The organism is Autumnicola musiva (assembly GCF_031846585.1).
Taxonomy (GTDB): domain Bacteria; phylum Bacteroidota; class Bacteroidia; order Flavobacteriales; family Flavobacteriaceae; genus Autumnicola; species Autumnicola musiva.
In genome coordinates this window covers 148,745-165,373 of the sequence record NZ_JAVRHK010000005.1, presented here as the reverse complement: position 1 = coordinate 165,373, position 16,629 = coordinate 148,745, and the positions used below count along the sequence as shown (strand labels likewise).

The 16,629-nt window shown below is 38.8% G+C and carries 15 protein-coding genes; 13 read left to right on the top strand and 2 right to left on the bottom strand.

The window, feature by feature from the left end; translation table 11 throughout:
* Nucleotides 1–121: 121 nt before the first annotated feature.
* A complete protein-coding gene (locus tag RM539_RS09045; RefSeq protein ID WP_311503071.1) occupies nucleotides 122–2,347 on the top strand; it encodes a hybrid sensor histidine kinase/response regulator in 2,226 nt (741 codons plus the stop codon).
* A 6-nt stretch (nucleotides 2,348–2,353) separates the two neighbouring features.
* On the opposite strand, the gene RM539_RS09040 is transcribed toward RM539_RS09045, so the two are convergent.
* Complete coding sequence (locus tag RM539_RS09040) at nucleotides 2,354–3,262, bottom strand: bifunctional metallophosphatase/5'-nucleotidase (RefSeq protein WP_311503070.1); 909 nt, start codon at nucleotides 3,260–3,262, stop codon at nucleotides 2,354–2,356.
* A 45-nt stretch (nucleotides 3,263–3,307) separates the two neighbouring features.
* On the bottom strand, nucleotides 3,308–4,063 hold the full coding sequence (locus tag RM539_RS09035; RefSeq protein ID WP_311503069.1) for a 5'-nucleotidase C-terminal domain-containing protein: 756 nt from the start codon (nucleotides 4,061–4,063) through the stop codon (nucleotides 3,308–3,310).
* A gap of 388 nt (nucleotides 4,064–4,451) precedes the next feature.
* On the opposite strand from RM539_RS09035, the gene dapA reads away from it, so the two are divergent.
* The 12 genes from dapA to RM539_RS08975 all read left to right on the top strand — a co-directional run bounded on the left by dapA (nucleotide 4,452) and on the right by RM539_RS08975 (nucleotide 16,486).
* Complete coding sequence (gene dapA, locus RM539_RS09030) at nucleotides 4,452–5,327, top strand: 4-hydroxy-tetrahydrodipicolinate synthase (protein ID WP_311503068.1); 876 nt, start codon at nucleotides 4,452–4,454, stop codon at nucleotides 5,325–5,327.
* A gap of 136 nt (nucleotides 5,328–5,463) precedes the next feature.
* A complete protein-coding gene (locus RM539_RS09025; protein WP_311503067.1) occupies nucleotides 5,464–6,270 on the top strand; it encodes an outer membrane protein assembly factor BamD in 807 nt (268 codons plus the stop codon).
* Nucleotides 6,271–6,281: 11 nt separating this feature from the next.
* Nucleotides 6,282–6,608 (top strand): DNA-directed RNA polymerase subunit omega, encoded by a 327-nt coding sequence (locus tag RM539_RS09020; RefSeq protein WP_311503066.1) that lies wholly within the window; start codon nucleotides 6,282–6,284, stop codon nucleotides 6,606–6,608.
* A 10-nt stretch (nucleotides 6,609–6,618) separates the two neighbouring features.
* Nucleotides 6,619–7,827 (top strand): bifunctional phosphopantothenoylcysteine decarboxylase/phosphopantothenate--cysteine ligase CoaBC, encoded by a 1,209-nt coding sequence (gene coaBC / locus RM539_RS09015; RefSeq protein WP_311503157.1) that lies wholly within the window; start codon nucleotides 6,619–6,621, stop codon nucleotides 7,825–7,827.
* Entirely contained in the window at nucleotides 7,820–8,707 is an 888-nt protein-coding gene (gene porD, locus RM539_RS09010; RefSeq protein WP_311503065.1) for a type IX secretion system protein PorD, read from the top strand. The genes coaBC and porD overlap by 8 nt, the downstream gene beginning before the upstream one ends.
* A gap of 61 nt (nucleotides 8,708–8,768) precedes the next feature.
* Nucleotides 8,769–10,427 carry a DNA repair protein RecN gene (gene recN / locus RM539_RS09005; RefSeq protein WP_311503064.1) on the top strand — a complete coding sequence of 553 codons (1,659 nt, stop codon included), beginning with the start codon at nucleotides 8,769–8,771 and terminating at the stop codon, nucleotides 10,425–10,427.
* Nucleotides 10,428–10,651: 224 nt separating this feature from the next.
* Nucleotides 10,652–11,476, top strand: coding sequence for an enoyl-ACP reductase FabI (locus tag RM539_RS09000; protein ID WP_311503063.1), 825 nt, complete (start codon nucleotides 10,652–10,654; stop codon nucleotides 11,474–11,476).
* A 107-nt stretch (nucleotides 11,477–11,583) separates the two neighbouring features.
* Complete coding sequence (locus tag RM539_RS08995; protein WP_311503062.1) at nucleotides 11,584–12,582, top strand: glycosyltransferase family 2 protein; 999 nt, start codon at nucleotides 11,584–11,586, stop codon at nucleotides 12,580–12,582.
* 1 nt (nucleotide 12,583) lies between these two features.
* Nucleotides 12,584–13,540 (top strand): CdaR family protein, encoded by a 957-nt coding sequence (locus RM539_RS08990; RefSeq protein ID WP_311503061.1) that lies wholly within the window; start codon nucleotides 12,584–12,586, stop codon nucleotides 13,538–13,540.
* Nucleotides 13,537–14,127, top strand: a complete 591-nt coding sequence (gene coaE / locus RM539_RS08985; RefSeq protein WP_311503060.1) for a dephospho-CoA kinase — start codon at nucleotides 13,537–13,539, stop codon at nucleotides 14,125–14,127. The genes RM539_RS08990 and coaE overlap by 4 nt, the downstream gene beginning before the upstream one ends.
* A gap of 67 nt (nucleotides 14,128–14,194) precedes the next feature.
* The gene (locus RM539_RS08980) at nucleotides 14,195–15,760 is read left to right on the top strand and encodes a sensor histidine kinase (protein WP_311503059.1); all 1,566 of its coding nucleotides are present in this window, start codon (nucleotides 14,195–14,197) and stop codon (nucleotides 15,758–15,760) included.
* Between the two features lie 3 nt (nucleotides 15,761–15,763).
* Nucleotides 15,764–16,486, top strand: coding sequence for a response regulator transcription factor (locus RM539_RS08975; RefSeq protein ID WP_311503058.1), 723 nt, complete (start codon nucleotides 15,764–15,766; stop codon nucleotides 16,484–16,486).
* Nucleotides 16,487–16,629 lie beyond the last annotated feature (143 nt).

The window sequence follows — 16,629 nt, the reverse complement described above, 5'->3', positions numbered from 1 at the left end:
TGGCACTAAAATACATATTATTCATAGTTCATTTAACAGGGTTGATAAATTATTTTTGTGTAGTTCGTTAAAATAACCTAATTTTCGTGTCCCTTATTACTGGACCTAACCTGTCAACTAATTGAAGAGAAGCTGTTTTACGCTTATTTTTTTGCTATGGGCTTTTGTGCCGGCAATTGCCCAAACTGAAGCCTGCCGGGATGCATTTCTTGATTCTATATACTGGAAATCTTCAGATTATATAGGTATCTACAATTATAATGATGGGATTTCCGAAGCCAGGAAATTAATAGAGGAAGCTCGATTTCGGGATAATAACAGCTATCTTTTTCATGCCCATAATCTTCTGGGGGCAAGTTACACCGACTTAAGTGACACGCTTCGCGCAAAAGGGCATTATGAAAATGCACTTGAATATGCTGAAAAATCTAAAAACGATACACTCATCCTCTGGGCCATCAATAACCTTGGGAATATTTATGCCGACAATAACGAAACGGCAAATGAAGGAATCACTTATTACGAAAAAGCAATACATCTTGCTACAGAGCTGGAGGTAAAAAATGAAATTTTATATCCCACGGTGAATATTGCCTGGACCTATCTCGATAATGAGAAGCTGGAAAAAGCAAAACCGTATCTGGATAAAGCATGGAGATTACAAAAGGAATCTGCAATTACAGATAATTACCTTTTATCGCAACTTAATTTTCTTACGGGCAGGTATTATGCCGGGAAGGATGAGCTAAAAAATGCTAAAGCTTATTTTGAAGATGCCATTGAAGTGGCAGATGAATTTTCCTATTTATTAGAGGCTTCGATGGCGTATAAAGCTTACGCAAAATTGCTCTTTAAAACGGAAGATTTTAAAGAGGCTTATGCTGCTTTGGATCAATATGAAAAGTACAATTCACAGATTTTTGAAAAAGACAGGCTGCGCCAAATAGAAATAGCAAATGCCAGGTTCGATAATAATAAATATCAACACAACCTGGAACTTGCCGAAAGTGAACAGGAATATCAGGCAAAAATAATAAGGAAATCCAATGAGAAGCTCTTCATTATGCTTGTCTCTTCCATTATACTCGTGGTAATTCTTTTTAGCCTGAATAAAATCAACCGCGACAGGAAAAAATTAATTGAGGAACTTAAGGTAAAAAATAATCAGCTTCAGGAATCCAAGAATGAAGCTGAACGCCTTTCAAAGCTTAAAACCCAGTTTTTCTCTACGGTAAGCCATGAAATAAGGACGCCTTTATACGGGGTAATAGGGCTTACTTCTTTGCTGCTGGAAGATAAAGGCCTTAAGAAACATGAAAATGACCTGAAATCCTTGAAATTTTCAGCAGATTATTTACTTGCACTTATAAATGATGTATTGCAAATGAATAAGATGGAATCCAACCTTGTAAAACTGGATAATATATCTTTCCATCTTAAAGATTTGATGGCCAGCATCCTGAATACCTTTGAATTTTCCAGGGTGCAGAATAGCAATAAAATACATATGAGTATAGATAAAGATATCCCTTCTTATTTAATGGGGGATCCTGTGCGGCTGTCACAAATATTGATGAACCTGGTGGGGAATGCCGTCAAGTTTACTGAGATGGGGAATATTTACCTTTCTGCCCGTCTTGAAAAGGTTAAAGATGAGAGGTGTTTTGTTTATTTTGAAGTGAAAGATGACGGTATAGGTATTCCGGAAAATAAGCAAGCTCAAATTTTTGAAGAATTTTCCCAGTTACGAACAGCAAATTACAATTACCAGGGTACGGGATTGGGGCTTCCAATCGTGAAGAAATTACTGGAATTGCATAATTCTGAAATTTATCTGGAAAGTAAAGAGGAAGAAGGAAGTACTTTTAGTTTTGAAATAGAATTTGAAAAAGATATCCAAAAGCAGGAGAAACCAGCACAAATTGAACAGGAAGAGGAATTAAGTACTGGCGAAGATGCCCTGCTTCCGAAGAAAATTTTAATTGTGGATGATAATCGTATAAATCAGGTAGTGACAAGCCGAATTCTTGAAAAGAAGAATTTTAGATGTGAGGTTGCCGGCAGCGGGGAAGAGGCAATAGAAATCCTGAACAAAGAAGATTACCACCTTGTTCTTATGGATCTTAATATGCCCGGAATTGGTGGCCTTAAAGCTACGGGGAAAATAAGGAGTTTTAATTCCCAGGTGCCAATAGTTGCACTTACAGCAGTTGAGGTAGATGAAATGCGGGAGAAAATTTTTACAGCCGGGATGAATGATATTATTGTTAAACCTTATGATGTGCAGCAATTCTACAGGATTATTTACAGGAATATTGACAGCCGGGAAGTGCCAGCAGAATCCTGAGCGGGCCTAAACTGCTATTTTCACACCATCTGCCTGCATATTACCTTCTGTGTCCAGGTAAAAATCGATTCTCCCCAAATATAACCCATAACAACCTACCTGGTTTACGAGTACACTTTTACCTGCTTTGTTAGTTTCAATGTCTGGCTTTTCAAGAAAAGTGTGGGTATGGCCACCAATAATCAGGTTAATGTTCTCAGTAGCCCTGGCCAGTTTTACATCATCTATTTTTTCACTATCATAGCTGTAGCCAAGATGGCTAAGGCATATTACCAGGTCACATTGTTTTTCGTTCTTTAAAATCCTGGTCATTTCCTGTGCAGTTTCTACAGGATCAAGATATTTAGTCTCCTTGTATAATCTCTCATTCACCAGTCCCCGCAGTTCAATTCCCAACCCAAAAATGCCAATTTTAACCCCGTTTTTGGTAAATGTTTTATGCGGAAGGCTATGGCCATCCATTACAGTATTGCTAAAATCGTAATTAGAGCATATAAAACTAAAGTCGGCGTGTGGCAGTTGCGCGTAAAGTCCGTTTATGCCATTATCAAAATCATGATTTCCAATAGTGGCGGCATCATACTTTAATTTGCTCATCAGCTTGAATTCCAGTTCTCCGCCATAGAAATTAAAATAGGGAGTTCCCTGAAAAATATCTCCGGCATCTAAAAGTAGCGTATTTGGATTTTCCTGTCTTATTTGCTGTACAAGGGTAGCCCTTCTGGCCACACCTCCCATATTTGGATTTTTAGGGTCATCAGGCCCAAAAGCTTCAATATGGCTGTGCACGTCATTGGTGTGCAAAATGGTTATGTGCTTTAGGGTATCTTCTTTAAAAGAGAGGGAAGATAAGCCGCCGAATCCCACAAAAGCTGTAGCTGCTGAGGTTTGTTGTATAAAACTTCTTCTTTTCATCTATTAAATTTAGCTGAAGTGATTTTTTTATAAACTTTTTAATCTTTAATCCTTAATAAGCCTGTTGTCAATCTTAGCTTTTATAGTGTCTACCTTTCGGAAATAATCAATAATGGCATTCCGCAGTTTATAATCTAAGTGATAAAGCTTTACAGGATCTTTAAAAAAGATCATATTGTCACCACCCTGCTGTAAATAATCTGAGGTTGCCACAAAATAATTTTTATTGCTGTCAATTGATTTATCGTTTATTGTGGCTTCTGTAATCTTATAATTATTGTTCATCTTAATCTGAACTCCGCTTACCGGATGTGCGGTGCCGGCATCTTCAAGATATTGCAGCATTTCCTGTACCTTAGCTCCGGAAAGTTCGGCGACTACAATTTCATTTTCAAAAGGCATCAGCCCGTAGGCAGAACGGGCGGTAACTATTCCTTTATTCAGGCTTGCACGTATTCCGCCATGATTCAGCAATACTGCATCTATTTTTTGCCCGGTTCGCTGGCGAAAAACAGGATTTGCCTGTTCCATTAAAATATCAGCCATTAGATTGCCTATTGCGGTATTTAGTTCTCCATCATCTTTAGAAAGGTTGCCGGGATTGTATGCCAGGGCGCTATCTAAGGTGGCATTTATATGCTCCTTATAAGGTGCTATATAACTTGTAATCGCGGTATCTTGTGGAATACGCTGGTCTATGGCTATTCTCTGTGCTTCAATTTTTGCTGAATTTGACTCAGATTTACAGGATAAAACCAGGAAGGAACAAAGCAAAAGATAAGCTAATTTGTAAGATTTCATTTTTCTTGCTTGAGGATGCAAAGATAAACAGTTTTACCAAAGGAAGGCAAAAGTCCCGGTATGCTGAAGTTTTTCGGGAATGTCTTTAATTCTTCCAAACCAGGGAGCTATCAATATTTGAATAAAATCAGTAGCAGTGCTTCCAATGCTATTAATTTATACCTGAAAATGTACAGTAATTTCACAAAAAAAAAGAAGGTGTTAAATAAAGTACTTTTACAATTTATGTAAGGGTGCCTGGATTATAAACTTCATGAAATTTCTTTACATTTGTGCCCCTTAATTAGAGAATAATCAACAGAATGACTCTTATCAATGTTCAGAATGAGGATTTTTCTGTTTTTAAGCGAAAGTATTGAACTTCTAAAAATTAAAAGAATTGAATAGCATGGATGCTTTTATAGGTACGGGAGTGGCATTAATTACTCCTTTTAATGATGATTTAACCGTAGATGTTCCGGCCTTGGAAAAACTGGTGGAAGAGCAGGTGCAAAACGGGATAGATTACCTTGTGGTGCTTGGAACCACTGCTGAAAGTACCACCCTTACTTACGAAGAAAAAGAACTGGTAAAAAACACTATTATCGCCCGGAATAACGGCAGGTTGCCTTTAGTGATAGGTGCAGGAGGAAACAATACCACAGCCCTTGTGGATGAATTGAAATCATCAGACCTGGAAGGCTTTGATGCCGTATTGTCTGTCTCTCCATATTATAATAAACCCACCCAGGAGGGCATTTTTCAGCATTTTAAAGCTGTAGCAGCGGCTTCACCAAAACCTGTTATTCTATATAATGTGCCCGGCAGGACTTCTTCAAATATGCTGCCTGGAACTGTTAACCGGATAGCCCGGGAAATTCCTAATATAATAGGAGTAAAGGAAGCGGCAGGAGACATTGTACAGGCTATGGAATTGATAAGTCTTGTGCCTGAAGATTTTCTGGTGATCTCAGGAGATGATATGCTTACTTTGCCTATGACGCTGGCCGGAGGAAAAGGAGTGATTTCTGTTATAGGCCAGGGTTTTCCTGCAGAAGTTTCCAGGATGGTAAAATTAGGATTGGAAGGAAAATCTAAAGAGGCTTATAAGTTACATTATAAAATTGCTCCGTCTGTTAATTTAATTTTTTCTGAAGGAAATCCGGCAGGAATAAAAACGCTGCTAGCTAAAAATGGCCTTTGTAAGAATAACCTAAGGCTCCCGCTGATTAAAGCCACAACTGGGCTTCAGGAGAAAATCAACAATTTTGTAGAAAATTTCTAGAAGGAAGAATTCTTAATTTGGAGAATTCCTTCCCTTGCTGCATACTAATTTCCTTATTTACGGGTTATACCTGTAGTTAAGGAAATTTTTTTATAGTGCGGAAAAAATGTATTTTTGCCAGATGTTTTTACAAATAATGAAAAAAGGAATCTTATTAATCTGTGTCCTAGTGCTGGCATCCTGTAGCGAATATCAGGATGTTTTGCAAAGTAAGGATGCAGGAGAAAAATATTCTTACGCCGAAAAGCTTTACAACGAGGCCAGTGCAGAAAATAGTAATCGTAAATATCGTAAAGCTATACGCCTGTTTGATCAAATAATGCCCCAGTTTAGAGGGAAGCCGCAGGGGCAGCGTGTGAGTTATCTTTTTGCTGATTCCTATTATCAGGTTGGTGATTATCTTCTTGCCGATTTCGAATTTAACCGTTTTTTGCAAAGCTATCCAGATAGTGAAAAAGCCGAGGAAGCTGCCTTTAAAATGGCCGCCAGTAATTATCACGAATCTCCTCCTTACAACCTGGATCAAACTGAAACCGATAAGGCAATTCTTTTGCTTCAGCAGTATTTAGACACTTATCCTGAAGGAGAATATGTGGAAGCAGCCAATGAAATGGCTACGGAATTAAGGGTTAAACTGGAGAGAAAAGCTTATGAAATTGCCAAACAATATCATAAAACTTTAAATTACAAAGCTGCTATTGTGTCTTTTGATAATTTCCTGGCCAGTTATCCCGGTTCGCCTTTTAGGGAAAATGCGTATTATTATAAGTTTGATTCCGCTTATGAACTGGCTATTAACAGCTACTTTCAATTAATGCAGGAGCGGTTGCAGGAAGCTAAAACATATGCGGTAGATTATATGAAGTATTATCCTGAAGGAGAATATCCTGCTGTAATTGAGGTTTCTATGGACGATATAAATAAAAGGTTACAAAATTTTTAATAATAATTAAAATGGATATAAAAAAGATGGATGCGCCAGTGAATAGTGTCACGTATGATAGAAATGCGGTAGATGCGCCAACACAAAATATTTATGAAGCAATTTCTATAGTTGCTAAAAGAGCTACTCAAATCAATTCTGAAATTAAAAAGGAATTGTTGGAGAAGCTGGATGAGTTTGCTACTTATAACGATAGTCTTGATGAGATTTTTGAAAATAAGGAGCAAATTGAAGTTTCCAAGTTTTATGAAAAACTGCCAAAGCCACATGCGCTTGCAGTACAGGAGTGGTTAGATGAAAAAATCTATTACCGCAACACCAAAAATTCAGAAGCATAGACAAAATCTTATGTCTGTATTGAGGGGCAAAAAAGTACTTTTAGGCATCACAGCCGGAATTGCTGCATACAAAACTGCCTCTCTGGTAAGGTTATTTATAAAAGCCGGCGCTCAGGTAAAAGTTATCATGACGCCGGCTTCTAAGGATTTTATTACCCCGCTTACCCTTTCCACCCTTTCTAAAAATGAGGTATTATCTTCTTTTACTTCGGAAGAAGATGAAAATAAAACCTGGAACAGCCATGTGGAATTAGGCCTGTGGGCAGATATTATGCTTATTGCCCCGGCTACGGCCAATACTCTTTCTAAAATGTCTATTGGTAATAGCGACAATTTTTTACTGGCAACTTACCTCTCTGCCAAATGCCCTGTATTTTTCGCCCCGGCCATGGATTTGGATATGTACCGGCATCCTTCCACCAGGAAGAGCTTTAATACACTTCAGGATTATGGGAATATAATTATCCCTGCAGGTACGGGAGAACTGGCCAGTGGTCTAACGGGGGAAGGGAGAATGGCGGAGCCGGAAGAGATAATTGCCTTTCTGGAAGAATATTTTTCAGCAAAACTTCCTTTAAAAGGAAAGACAGTACTAATCACTGCCGGGCCCACTTACGAAGCTATAGACCCGGTTCGTTTTATAGGGAATCACTCCAGTGGAAAAATGGGATTTGAACTGGCCCATGCAGCCGCAGGGATGGGAGCTGAGGTGATTCTTGTTTCCGGGCCAACTCATCTTCAACTGGAAAACAACAATATTTCACTTATAAGAGTGGTGAGTACGCAGGAAATGTTTGATGCCATAAACGCCAAATTTGAAGATGTGGATGTGGTTATTGCCGCTGCGGCCGTTTCAGATTATAAACCTAAAGTGATTGCGGATAAAAAGATAAAAAAATCTGAACAGGAATTTACGCTGGAACTAACCAGAACGCAGGATATTCTTGCCGGTTTGGGAAAAAGAAAGACACATCAAAAGCTTATCGGCTTTGCACTGGAAACAAATGACGAGCTGGAAAATGCCAGGGGAAAATTACACAGGAAGAACCTGGATTTTATTGTGCTGAATTCTATGCAGGATAAAGGTGCCGGTTTTAAGATAGAAACTAATAAAGTAACCATTATTTTTCCCGGTAACGAAAAGTCTTTTGAACTGAAATCTAAAAAAGAAGTTGCCCGCGATATATTAAATGAAGTAGTAGATTTGTTCAATGTATAAGTATTTCCTCTCTATTTGCTTATTTTTAGTCCTTCAGGCCACATGGGCGCAGGAGCTTAACTGTGAAATTATTATCAATGCTGAGCAAACAGGACAAAGCAATCAGTCAGTTTTCAGAACCCTGCAGCGTTCGCTTTCAGATTTTGTAAATCAGAATACCTGGACCAACAGGGAGTATGAAGATCAGGAACGAATTAACTGCAGTATGTTTATTACCATTAACAGTTTTGAAGGTGAATCTTTTACGGGCAGCATTCAAATTCAATCGTCCCGGCCGGTGTACGGAACTTCAATGATAACCCCTGTTTTTAATTTTAACGATGAACAGTTTAATTTTAATTATCGGGAATATCAGCCTTTAAACTACAGTCAGAACAGTTATACCGGTAATCTGGTTTCGGTTATTTCTTTTTACGTTTATACTATTATTGGTCTTGATGCAGACACTTTTATGCTAAACGGCGGCAGTGAATATTTTGAAGAAGCCAATAGAATAGTTACCACGGCGCAACAGGGAAATTCCCAGGGCTGGCGTGCGGCTGACGGTTCAGCTTCGCGGTACAGGCTTAATACCGATTTGCTTTCGAATGTTTTTGCTGCATATAGAGCGGCTCTTTATTCCTATCATCGCCTAGGGCTGGATGTGATGCATACCGATGTTAAGGCCGGTAAGATTGCCATTGCTGAAAGCCTGGAGAACCTGGAAACCATGAGCAGCCGTAGGGCAAATTCCCTTCTTATGAGAACTTTTTTTGATTCCAAGGCAGATGAAATAGCGAGGGTTTTCTCGGGTGGGCCTACTGTTCCCATAGGTCCTGTGGTGGAAACACTCAATAATATTGCTCCCAGGTATTCCAAAAACTGGAATGCGCTTCAATAATTTTATTTGTTTTTGATTCGGAATTAATTCTTAGGTATATTTAGCCTAAAATTTATACACATTGCTTACAGCACTTTCTATAAAAAATTACGCTTTAATTGAAGATATCAACATTGGTCTTCAACCGGGATTTACAACTATCACCGGGGAAACCGGTGCGGGAAAATCTATAATGCTGGGGGCGCTTGGTCTTCTTCTGGGTAACCGTGCCGATTACGGAGCGATAAGAAATTCAGAAAAAAAATGCGTTATTGAAGGCACTTTCAATATTTCCAATTATAAGCTTAAAGATTTTTTTGCTTCAGAAGACTTGGATTACGAGGCCAATACCATTATTAGAAGAGAGATCCTCCCCTCGGGAAAATCACGTGCCTTTGTAAATGATACGCCGGTAAATCTGAGCTCTCTTAATTCTCTGGGCGCTTATCTAATAGATATACACAGTCAGCATGAAACCCTTAGCCTGGGCAATATAGATTATCAGTTTCAGGTGATTGATACCATTGCCAAAAATGAAGGGGTTATTATTGAATATAAACAGCACCTGAAGGAATACCGGAAATTGCAAAAACGTGCTGTGGAATTAAAAGAAGAGCAGGTACAGGCGGCAAAAGAGTATGACTATAATCTTTTCTTACTAAATGAACTGGAGGAAGCAAAGCTAAAACCGGGAATGCAGGAAGAACTGGAAGAGCGGTATGAAGAGCTGAATAATGTGGAGGAATTAACCGGGCAGCTAAGTGCTGCTCTTAATAATATTACGCAGGAGGAAATTGGAAGTTTGGAAACATTGAAGGAAGTGCGCGGCAACCTGGCAAAAATTTCAGCATATTCAGCAAATTACGAGAACCTTCATGAACGCCTGCAAAGCCTTATAATTGAGTTAGACGATATTGGGGAAGAAATAGCTGCTGCTTTGGAAAGGGTGGAAGCCAATCCTGAGGAACTTGAAGCTGCAAATGCAAAACTTCAGCTAATTTATAACCTTCAGAAAAAACATGTTGTAGGAACTGTGGAAGAGCTGGAAGAGATAAAAGAGGGGCTTCAGAAAAAAGTTTCCGCCAGTGAAAATGCCGAGACCGATATTTCCGAAATGAATAAGGCCATTGCGGGGAAAGAAAAAGCACTGGCAGCAGTGGCTAAACAGCTACATGAAAACCGGAAAAGGATCATTCCTCCTTTTATCCGGGAAGCAGAACAAACCCTTGCAGCTTTGGGAATGCCAAACGCTAAATTGAAAATAGATCTTCAGCAGGAAAAAACATTTTTGCCAAACGGCCAGGATCAGCTTTTCTGGTATCTGGCAGCCAATAAAGGCGGGGATTTTAAGGAAATGAAAAAGGCTGCTTCGGGAGGGGAGCTGTCCCGGATTATGCTGGCAGTAAAAAGTATTCTCGCGGCACAGAGTAATTTACCTACCATTATTTTTGATGAAATAGATACCGGGGTTTCGGGGGATATTGCTCAAAAAATGGGTGAGATCCTGCAGCGAATGGGTAATAATATGCAGGTAATTGCTATTACACACCTGCCGCAGATTGCCGGTAAAGGCAATAGTCATTTCAAAATTTTCAAAGAAGATACGGCAAATGTGACCACTACTAAAATCAGGCAACTTCAAACAGGAGAAAGGGTGGAGGAACTGGCCATGATGCTGGGCGGCAATAATATTAGCGAGTCGGCCCGTGCACACGCAAAGGAATTGCTGAGTGAAGGCTGAAGATAAGAGTTGGAAATTGGAAAAGTGAAGAGTGAAAAGTTAAAGTGGAAGATAAGTTCCGGAAAATATATAGGAATTAATTTTGCTCCTAATCTGGAAAGCCGAAATTCTGATAACTGATAACTGATAACTGATAACTGATACCAATTCCTGCTATAAAAACTTTGAACTTTGAAATTGGAACTACTATCTTTACACGCTAACAACTTTAAAATTAAATAACCATGTCATATAACCTGCTGAAAGGGAAAAAAGGAATCATATTTGGCGCGCTGGACGAGAATTCTATCGCCTGGAAAACGGCTGAGCGTGTACATGAGGAAGGTGGGGAATTTGTACTTACCAATGCACCAATTGCAATGCGTATGGGAAGTATAAAAAACCTGGCCGAAAAAACCAATTCTGAAATTATCCCTGCTGATGCCACTAAAGTTGAAGATCTTGAAAACCTGGTGGAAAAGGCGCAGGAAATTTTAGGCGGGAAACTGGATTTTGTATTGCACTCCATCGGGATGTCTGTGAATGTTCGTAAGGGCAATCACTATACTGATATGAATTATGACTTCACCACCAAAGGCTGGGATGTTTCTGCTGTTTCCTTTCATAAAACCATGCAAACCCTTTATAAAAAGGATGCCATGAATGAGTGGGGGAGCATTGTGGCGCTTACTTATATTGCCGCACAAAAGGTATTTCCAGATTATAATGATATGGCCGATAATAAAGCTTATCTGGAATCCATTGCCCGCAGTTTCGGATATTTCTTCGGGAAAGAGAAAAAAGTGCGTGTAAATACCATTTCACAATCCCCAACCCCTACCACTGCCGGTCAGGGCGTAAAAGGCTTTGGCGGATTTATTGCTTATGCCGATAAAATGTCGCCGCTGGGTAATGCCAGTGCCCAGGACTGTGCCGATTATACTGTTTCACTTTTTTCAGATTTAACAAAACGCGTGACGCTTCAAAATCTATATAATGATGGCGGGTTTTCAAACATGGGCGTTAGTCAACAGGTAATGGAAGCTTTTGAGCAGGATCAGAAAGAATAGTATTTGCTGCTTTAGATGAACAATATTGAAGGCTGTTTAAAAGTTCAAATTTCAGATGCGGAATTTTAATTTTTAAGCAGCCTCTTCTTTTTTATTAGATTTGCCAGATGAACCTTAGTTACTCTTTTATAATTCCCGTTTATAACCGTCCGCAGGAAATAAGGGAACTACTAAAGAGTATGCTTCAGCTTCAATTTGATTTGCCTTTTGAAATTGTGATTGTGGAAGATGGCTCTGCAAATACTTCGGAAGAAGTTATTTCCGAATTTTCAGAAAAATTACAAATAAGCTATTATTTTAAAAAAAATTCCGGGCCTGGCAACTCCCGTAATTTCGGGATGAAGCGTGCCGGGGGCAATTATTTTCTTATCCTTGATTCTGATGTACTGCTGCCACCGGATTATTTAAAGCAGGTAGATTCTTTTCTGAAAGAAAATTACTGCGATTGTTATGGAGGGCCGGATGCTGCTCATTCTTCGTTTACCAATGTACAGAAAGCAATAGATTACAGTATGACTTCCTTTTTAACAACCGGAGGAATAAGAGGTAAGGAATCTTCGGTTAATAAGTTCCAGCCGCGAAGTTTTAATATGGGAATTTCAAAAAAAGCCTTTGAAGCCAGTGGCGGTTTTGGCAGAATACATCCCGGGGAAGATCCCGATTTATCACTAAGGCTTATAAAATCTGGTTTTGACACCTGCCTTATTCCCGGTGCGAAAGTATTTCATAAACGAAGGATTGACTGGAAAAAATTTTACCTTCAGGTGAAAAAATTCGGACTGGTACGACCAATTTTAAATAAATGGCATCCGGAATCGGCAAAGGTCACCTACTGGTTTCCTTCGGTATTTATAATGGGATTTGTGCTCTCATTAATATTTGCAATTTTTGACTGGTATCTTTTTATTGCTATATATATGTTATATTTCGGAATTATTGGCATAGATGCTGCAGTCAGGTACAGAAATATTGCGATAGGAGGACTGGCAATATTTGCAGTTTTTATCCAGTTTTTCGGTTATGGGACAGGATTTTTAAGGTCTTTTTTTCAGATTAAGATTTTAAATAAACAACCCGAAAAAGCTTATCCCCAATTATTTTTTTAAGATGCTGAACAATATAAAAATCAGGAGAAGAAATTTTAAGAAGGCCAATGTTAAGACCTTCAGCGTTTTTCTTTTCTTTTCTGCATTAACATGGCTGCTGGTCCAGCTTTCCAAGGAATACACGCAGATTGTCCAGGTACCAATACATTATACGAACGCCCCTCTGGATAAAAGTATTTCCGGGGACCGGCCTCAAAATGTGTCCGTAAGGATGCATGACCAGGGTTTCTTTATCCTTTACTACAGGATTTTTCGCCCTGAGCTTACTATAGATCTTACCAATACTGAAGTTGCCGGGAGTAACCTTGTATATGAAATTGAAGATAACCGAAACCGTATTTCAGAAGAACTGGGAATAGATTTCGAGAATTCTGCTTTTCTGGATAGTAGTATTATTATTCCTTTCCAGCCTAAGCAGGAGCGGAGGATAGCGGTGGTTCCTGATGTAAATTTAAGTTTTGCCGTAGGTTTTTCAGCAGCAGAAGATATAAAGCTGGAGCCGGATTCCATAACCGTAACCGGTCCTAAAAATATTATAGATACCATAAGAAAGGTTTCTACACTACCTATTAGAAGGAATAATGTAAACAAGGATATTTCCGGAGAGGTAAAAATAGATACTTCCAATTTAGGGATGCTTGGTTTTTACAGGAATGAGATAAATTATTCCCTGCAAGTAGAAAAATTTACTGAGGGGAGCGTGCAGATTCCCGTTGAGGTAATTAATGTGCCTCCGGAGCTAAACATGGCTTATTTTCCGAAGAGGATCCTGGTGTATTACCAGGTGAATTTGGAAGATTATGAACGGGTGAAAGCACGGGATTTTAGGGTAGTTTGCGATTATAGCGAAGTAAATGAAGGGCAGGATTATTTTATGGCCGAGGTGGTGGAAAAGCCTGATTTTGTAACAAATATCAGGTTGAATGAAAGGAAAATCCAGTTTGTAATAAAAAGATGATGGTAGTAGGACTTACGGGCGGTATAGGAAGTGGAAAAACCACTGTAGCAGGTTTTTTTCGAGAGTTGGGAATACCTTTGTACATTGCAGACGATGCTGCAAGAAGGTTGATGAATACTTCTGAAGAAATCAGGGATAAGATTATAAATCTTTTTGGGGAAGCATCTTATAAAGACGGACTGCCCGATAGGAAATATATTGCTTCCAAAGTTTTTAATAACTCAACACAGCTCAACCTGCTCAATGATATAATTCATCCTGCGGTGGCCCGGGATTTTAAGAACTGGCAATCTCTTCAGGATGCCCCCTATGTGATTTATGAAGCTGCAATTTTATTTGAAAAAGATGGCTATAAAAATTGTGATCTAACAATCCTGGTAACCGCACCTTATGAAGAAAAAATTAAGCGCCTTCGGGAAAGGGATCAGAGTTCAGTAGAAGAAATTGAAGCCCGGATGAACAATCAATGGAGCGACGAAAAGAAAAGAAAATTGGCCGATTTTGAAATTGAAAATCTTCATCGGGAGCAAACGGGACGGCACGTAGAAAATCTTCACGACATTATCTTAAAGTCAGGTAAAAATTAGTCTAAAGTCTGTTAACATTTGGTTAAACCCTCAGAGCTCTAAATGTTAAAATCTTACTTTTGAGGTCATGAATAAGAAGTTATTTTTTCTTCTCGTTGTTCTAATGAGCCTCTCCCTTATAGGTATTATTTTTGTGCAGGGATATTGGATCAAGAGTACAGTAGACGATAGGGAAGAACAATTTTCCTACAATGCAAAGCAGGTACTTCTTAACGTGGCTGATGAAATTCAAAATCAGGAACTGGAAAGTTACTGGTTTCGGTTCGATTCTATAGATCAAAGCAACAGCTCGCTTAACGGCATTACACTTACGGAATATTTTAGTTCGGGTAGGGATAACATCAAAAATGAATTCCAGTTTCAGGCTGAGGCAATACTGGAAGAAGATTACAAGATTTCTTCCGGGTTTTTAAGTTCAGGAGAAGACAGTATTCTTTTTACAAAACTCATCAATAAAAGAGTTACCAATATTGTAAAGAACAGCCTGGAGAATAAATCTCTTACTGCTGAAGAGCAAATTGAGAGAATGGTTCGGATGAAGGATGTTGAAAAAGAATCATTGCGCCGGCTTATTGCCGATGTAACCAGTAAGCTGCCCGTACATACCCGGGTGAGCAAAGAAACTATAAAGAAACTTATACAGGCAGAGCTGGAAAAGCGGGATATTAAAACCGGTTTTGAATATGCGGTTTTTAGCAATTCTATTGCTACAAACCTGCATTCCGAGGATTTTTCACTGGACCACGCTGCGACGTATGGGGTTCCTTTATTCGTAGATGGTAACGGAAAGAGCAATTACAGGTTGCTGGTAAATTTTGTAGGAAAGAAGGAAGTAGTATTATCATCGGTAATAATAATGGCTTCCCTATCTATTATTTTTACTTTAATAATAGTAATTGCCTACTCCAGCGCCCTTTCACAACTTATTAAGCAGAGACAGATTTCGCAGATAAAGACCGACTTTATCAATAACATGACCCACGAGTTCAAAACGCCAATTGCTACCATTAATCTGGCTTTGGATTCGATTAAAAATCCAAAAATCATTAATGACCGGGAAAAAGTTTCCCGGTATCTCAAAATGATAAGGGATGAAAATAAACGTATGCATGCGCAGGTAGAAAATGTGCTGCGTATATCAAAACTGGAAAAAAACGAGCTGGATCTTAAAAAGGAAAGACTTCAGCTACATGACCTTATAGAAGACGCGGTAACGCATGTGGAATTAATTGTGGAAGACCGGGGAGGATATATTCAAACCCATTTTGCCGCCTTAAAATCTTCTATTCTGGCGAATGAAGATCATTTTACCAATGTGATAGTAAATATTCTGGATAACGCGGTGAAGTATTCACCAGATGAGCCCAAAATTGATATTTATACTGAAAATGTAAAAGATAAGATCATTTTGAAAATAAGGGACCAGGGTGCCGGAATGAGCAAAATTGTACAAAAAAGGATTTTTGAAAAATTTTATCGCGAACATACAGGAAATATCCACAATGTAAAAGGGCACGGCCTGGGGTTAGCCTATGCAAGGCAGATTATTGAAGACCATCACGGTGATATTTACGTAGATAGTGAAAAAGGAAAAGGAAGCACATTTATAATTAAATTACCACTAATATCTTAATATATGGAAACTGAAGACAAGAAAATTTTGTTGGTTGAAGACGATCCGAATTTTGGAACGGTCTTAAAAGATTACCTGGCTATGAATGACTATGAAGTCACTCACGCTAAGAATGGGATGGAAGGTTTTGAAAAGTTTAAAAAAGATGATTTTGACCTTTGTATCCTGGATGTTATGATGCCTTATAAGGATGGGTTTACCCTGGCTAAGGAAATTCGTGACAAAAATGAGGAAATTCCTATTATTTTTCTCACCGCCAAGGCCATGAAAGAAGACGTGCTGAAAGGTTATAAAGTAGGGGCAGACGATTATCTGAACAAGCCTTTTGACAGTGAAGTGCTTTTGATGAAAATAAAGGCGATTATGCAACGCAAAGCTACAGACAGTGTTGCAGACAGTAAGCAGTTCGAGTTTGAAATTGGTAAATTTCACCTTAATTCAAAATTAAGGTTTTTAACTTATGATGACGGGGAGCCTCAAAAACTGTCTCCAAAAGAAAATGAATTGCTGCGATTACTGGCTTTGCATGAGAATGATTTGATGCCACGGGAACTTGCCCTGACTAAAATATGGAGGGATGATAACTATTTTACCTCCAGAAGTATGGATGTTTATATTGCCAAGCTTCGTAAATACCTGAAAGTAGATGAAAACGTTGAAATTCTTAATATCCATGGGGAGGGATTCCGTCTTGTGGTTAGAAATGAAGAAAAGGACGAAGAGTAATTTAAGATTTTCAGTTTCTTAGTGAAACTTCCATTTCAGGGACATGGATTTCTGAAATGGAGGTTTTTCTAAAACTTCTAAAATAATATGGATTAAAGAGCAATCCGGCTAATTGAGCCAAAGATTGCTGGCTTTTTAACTAC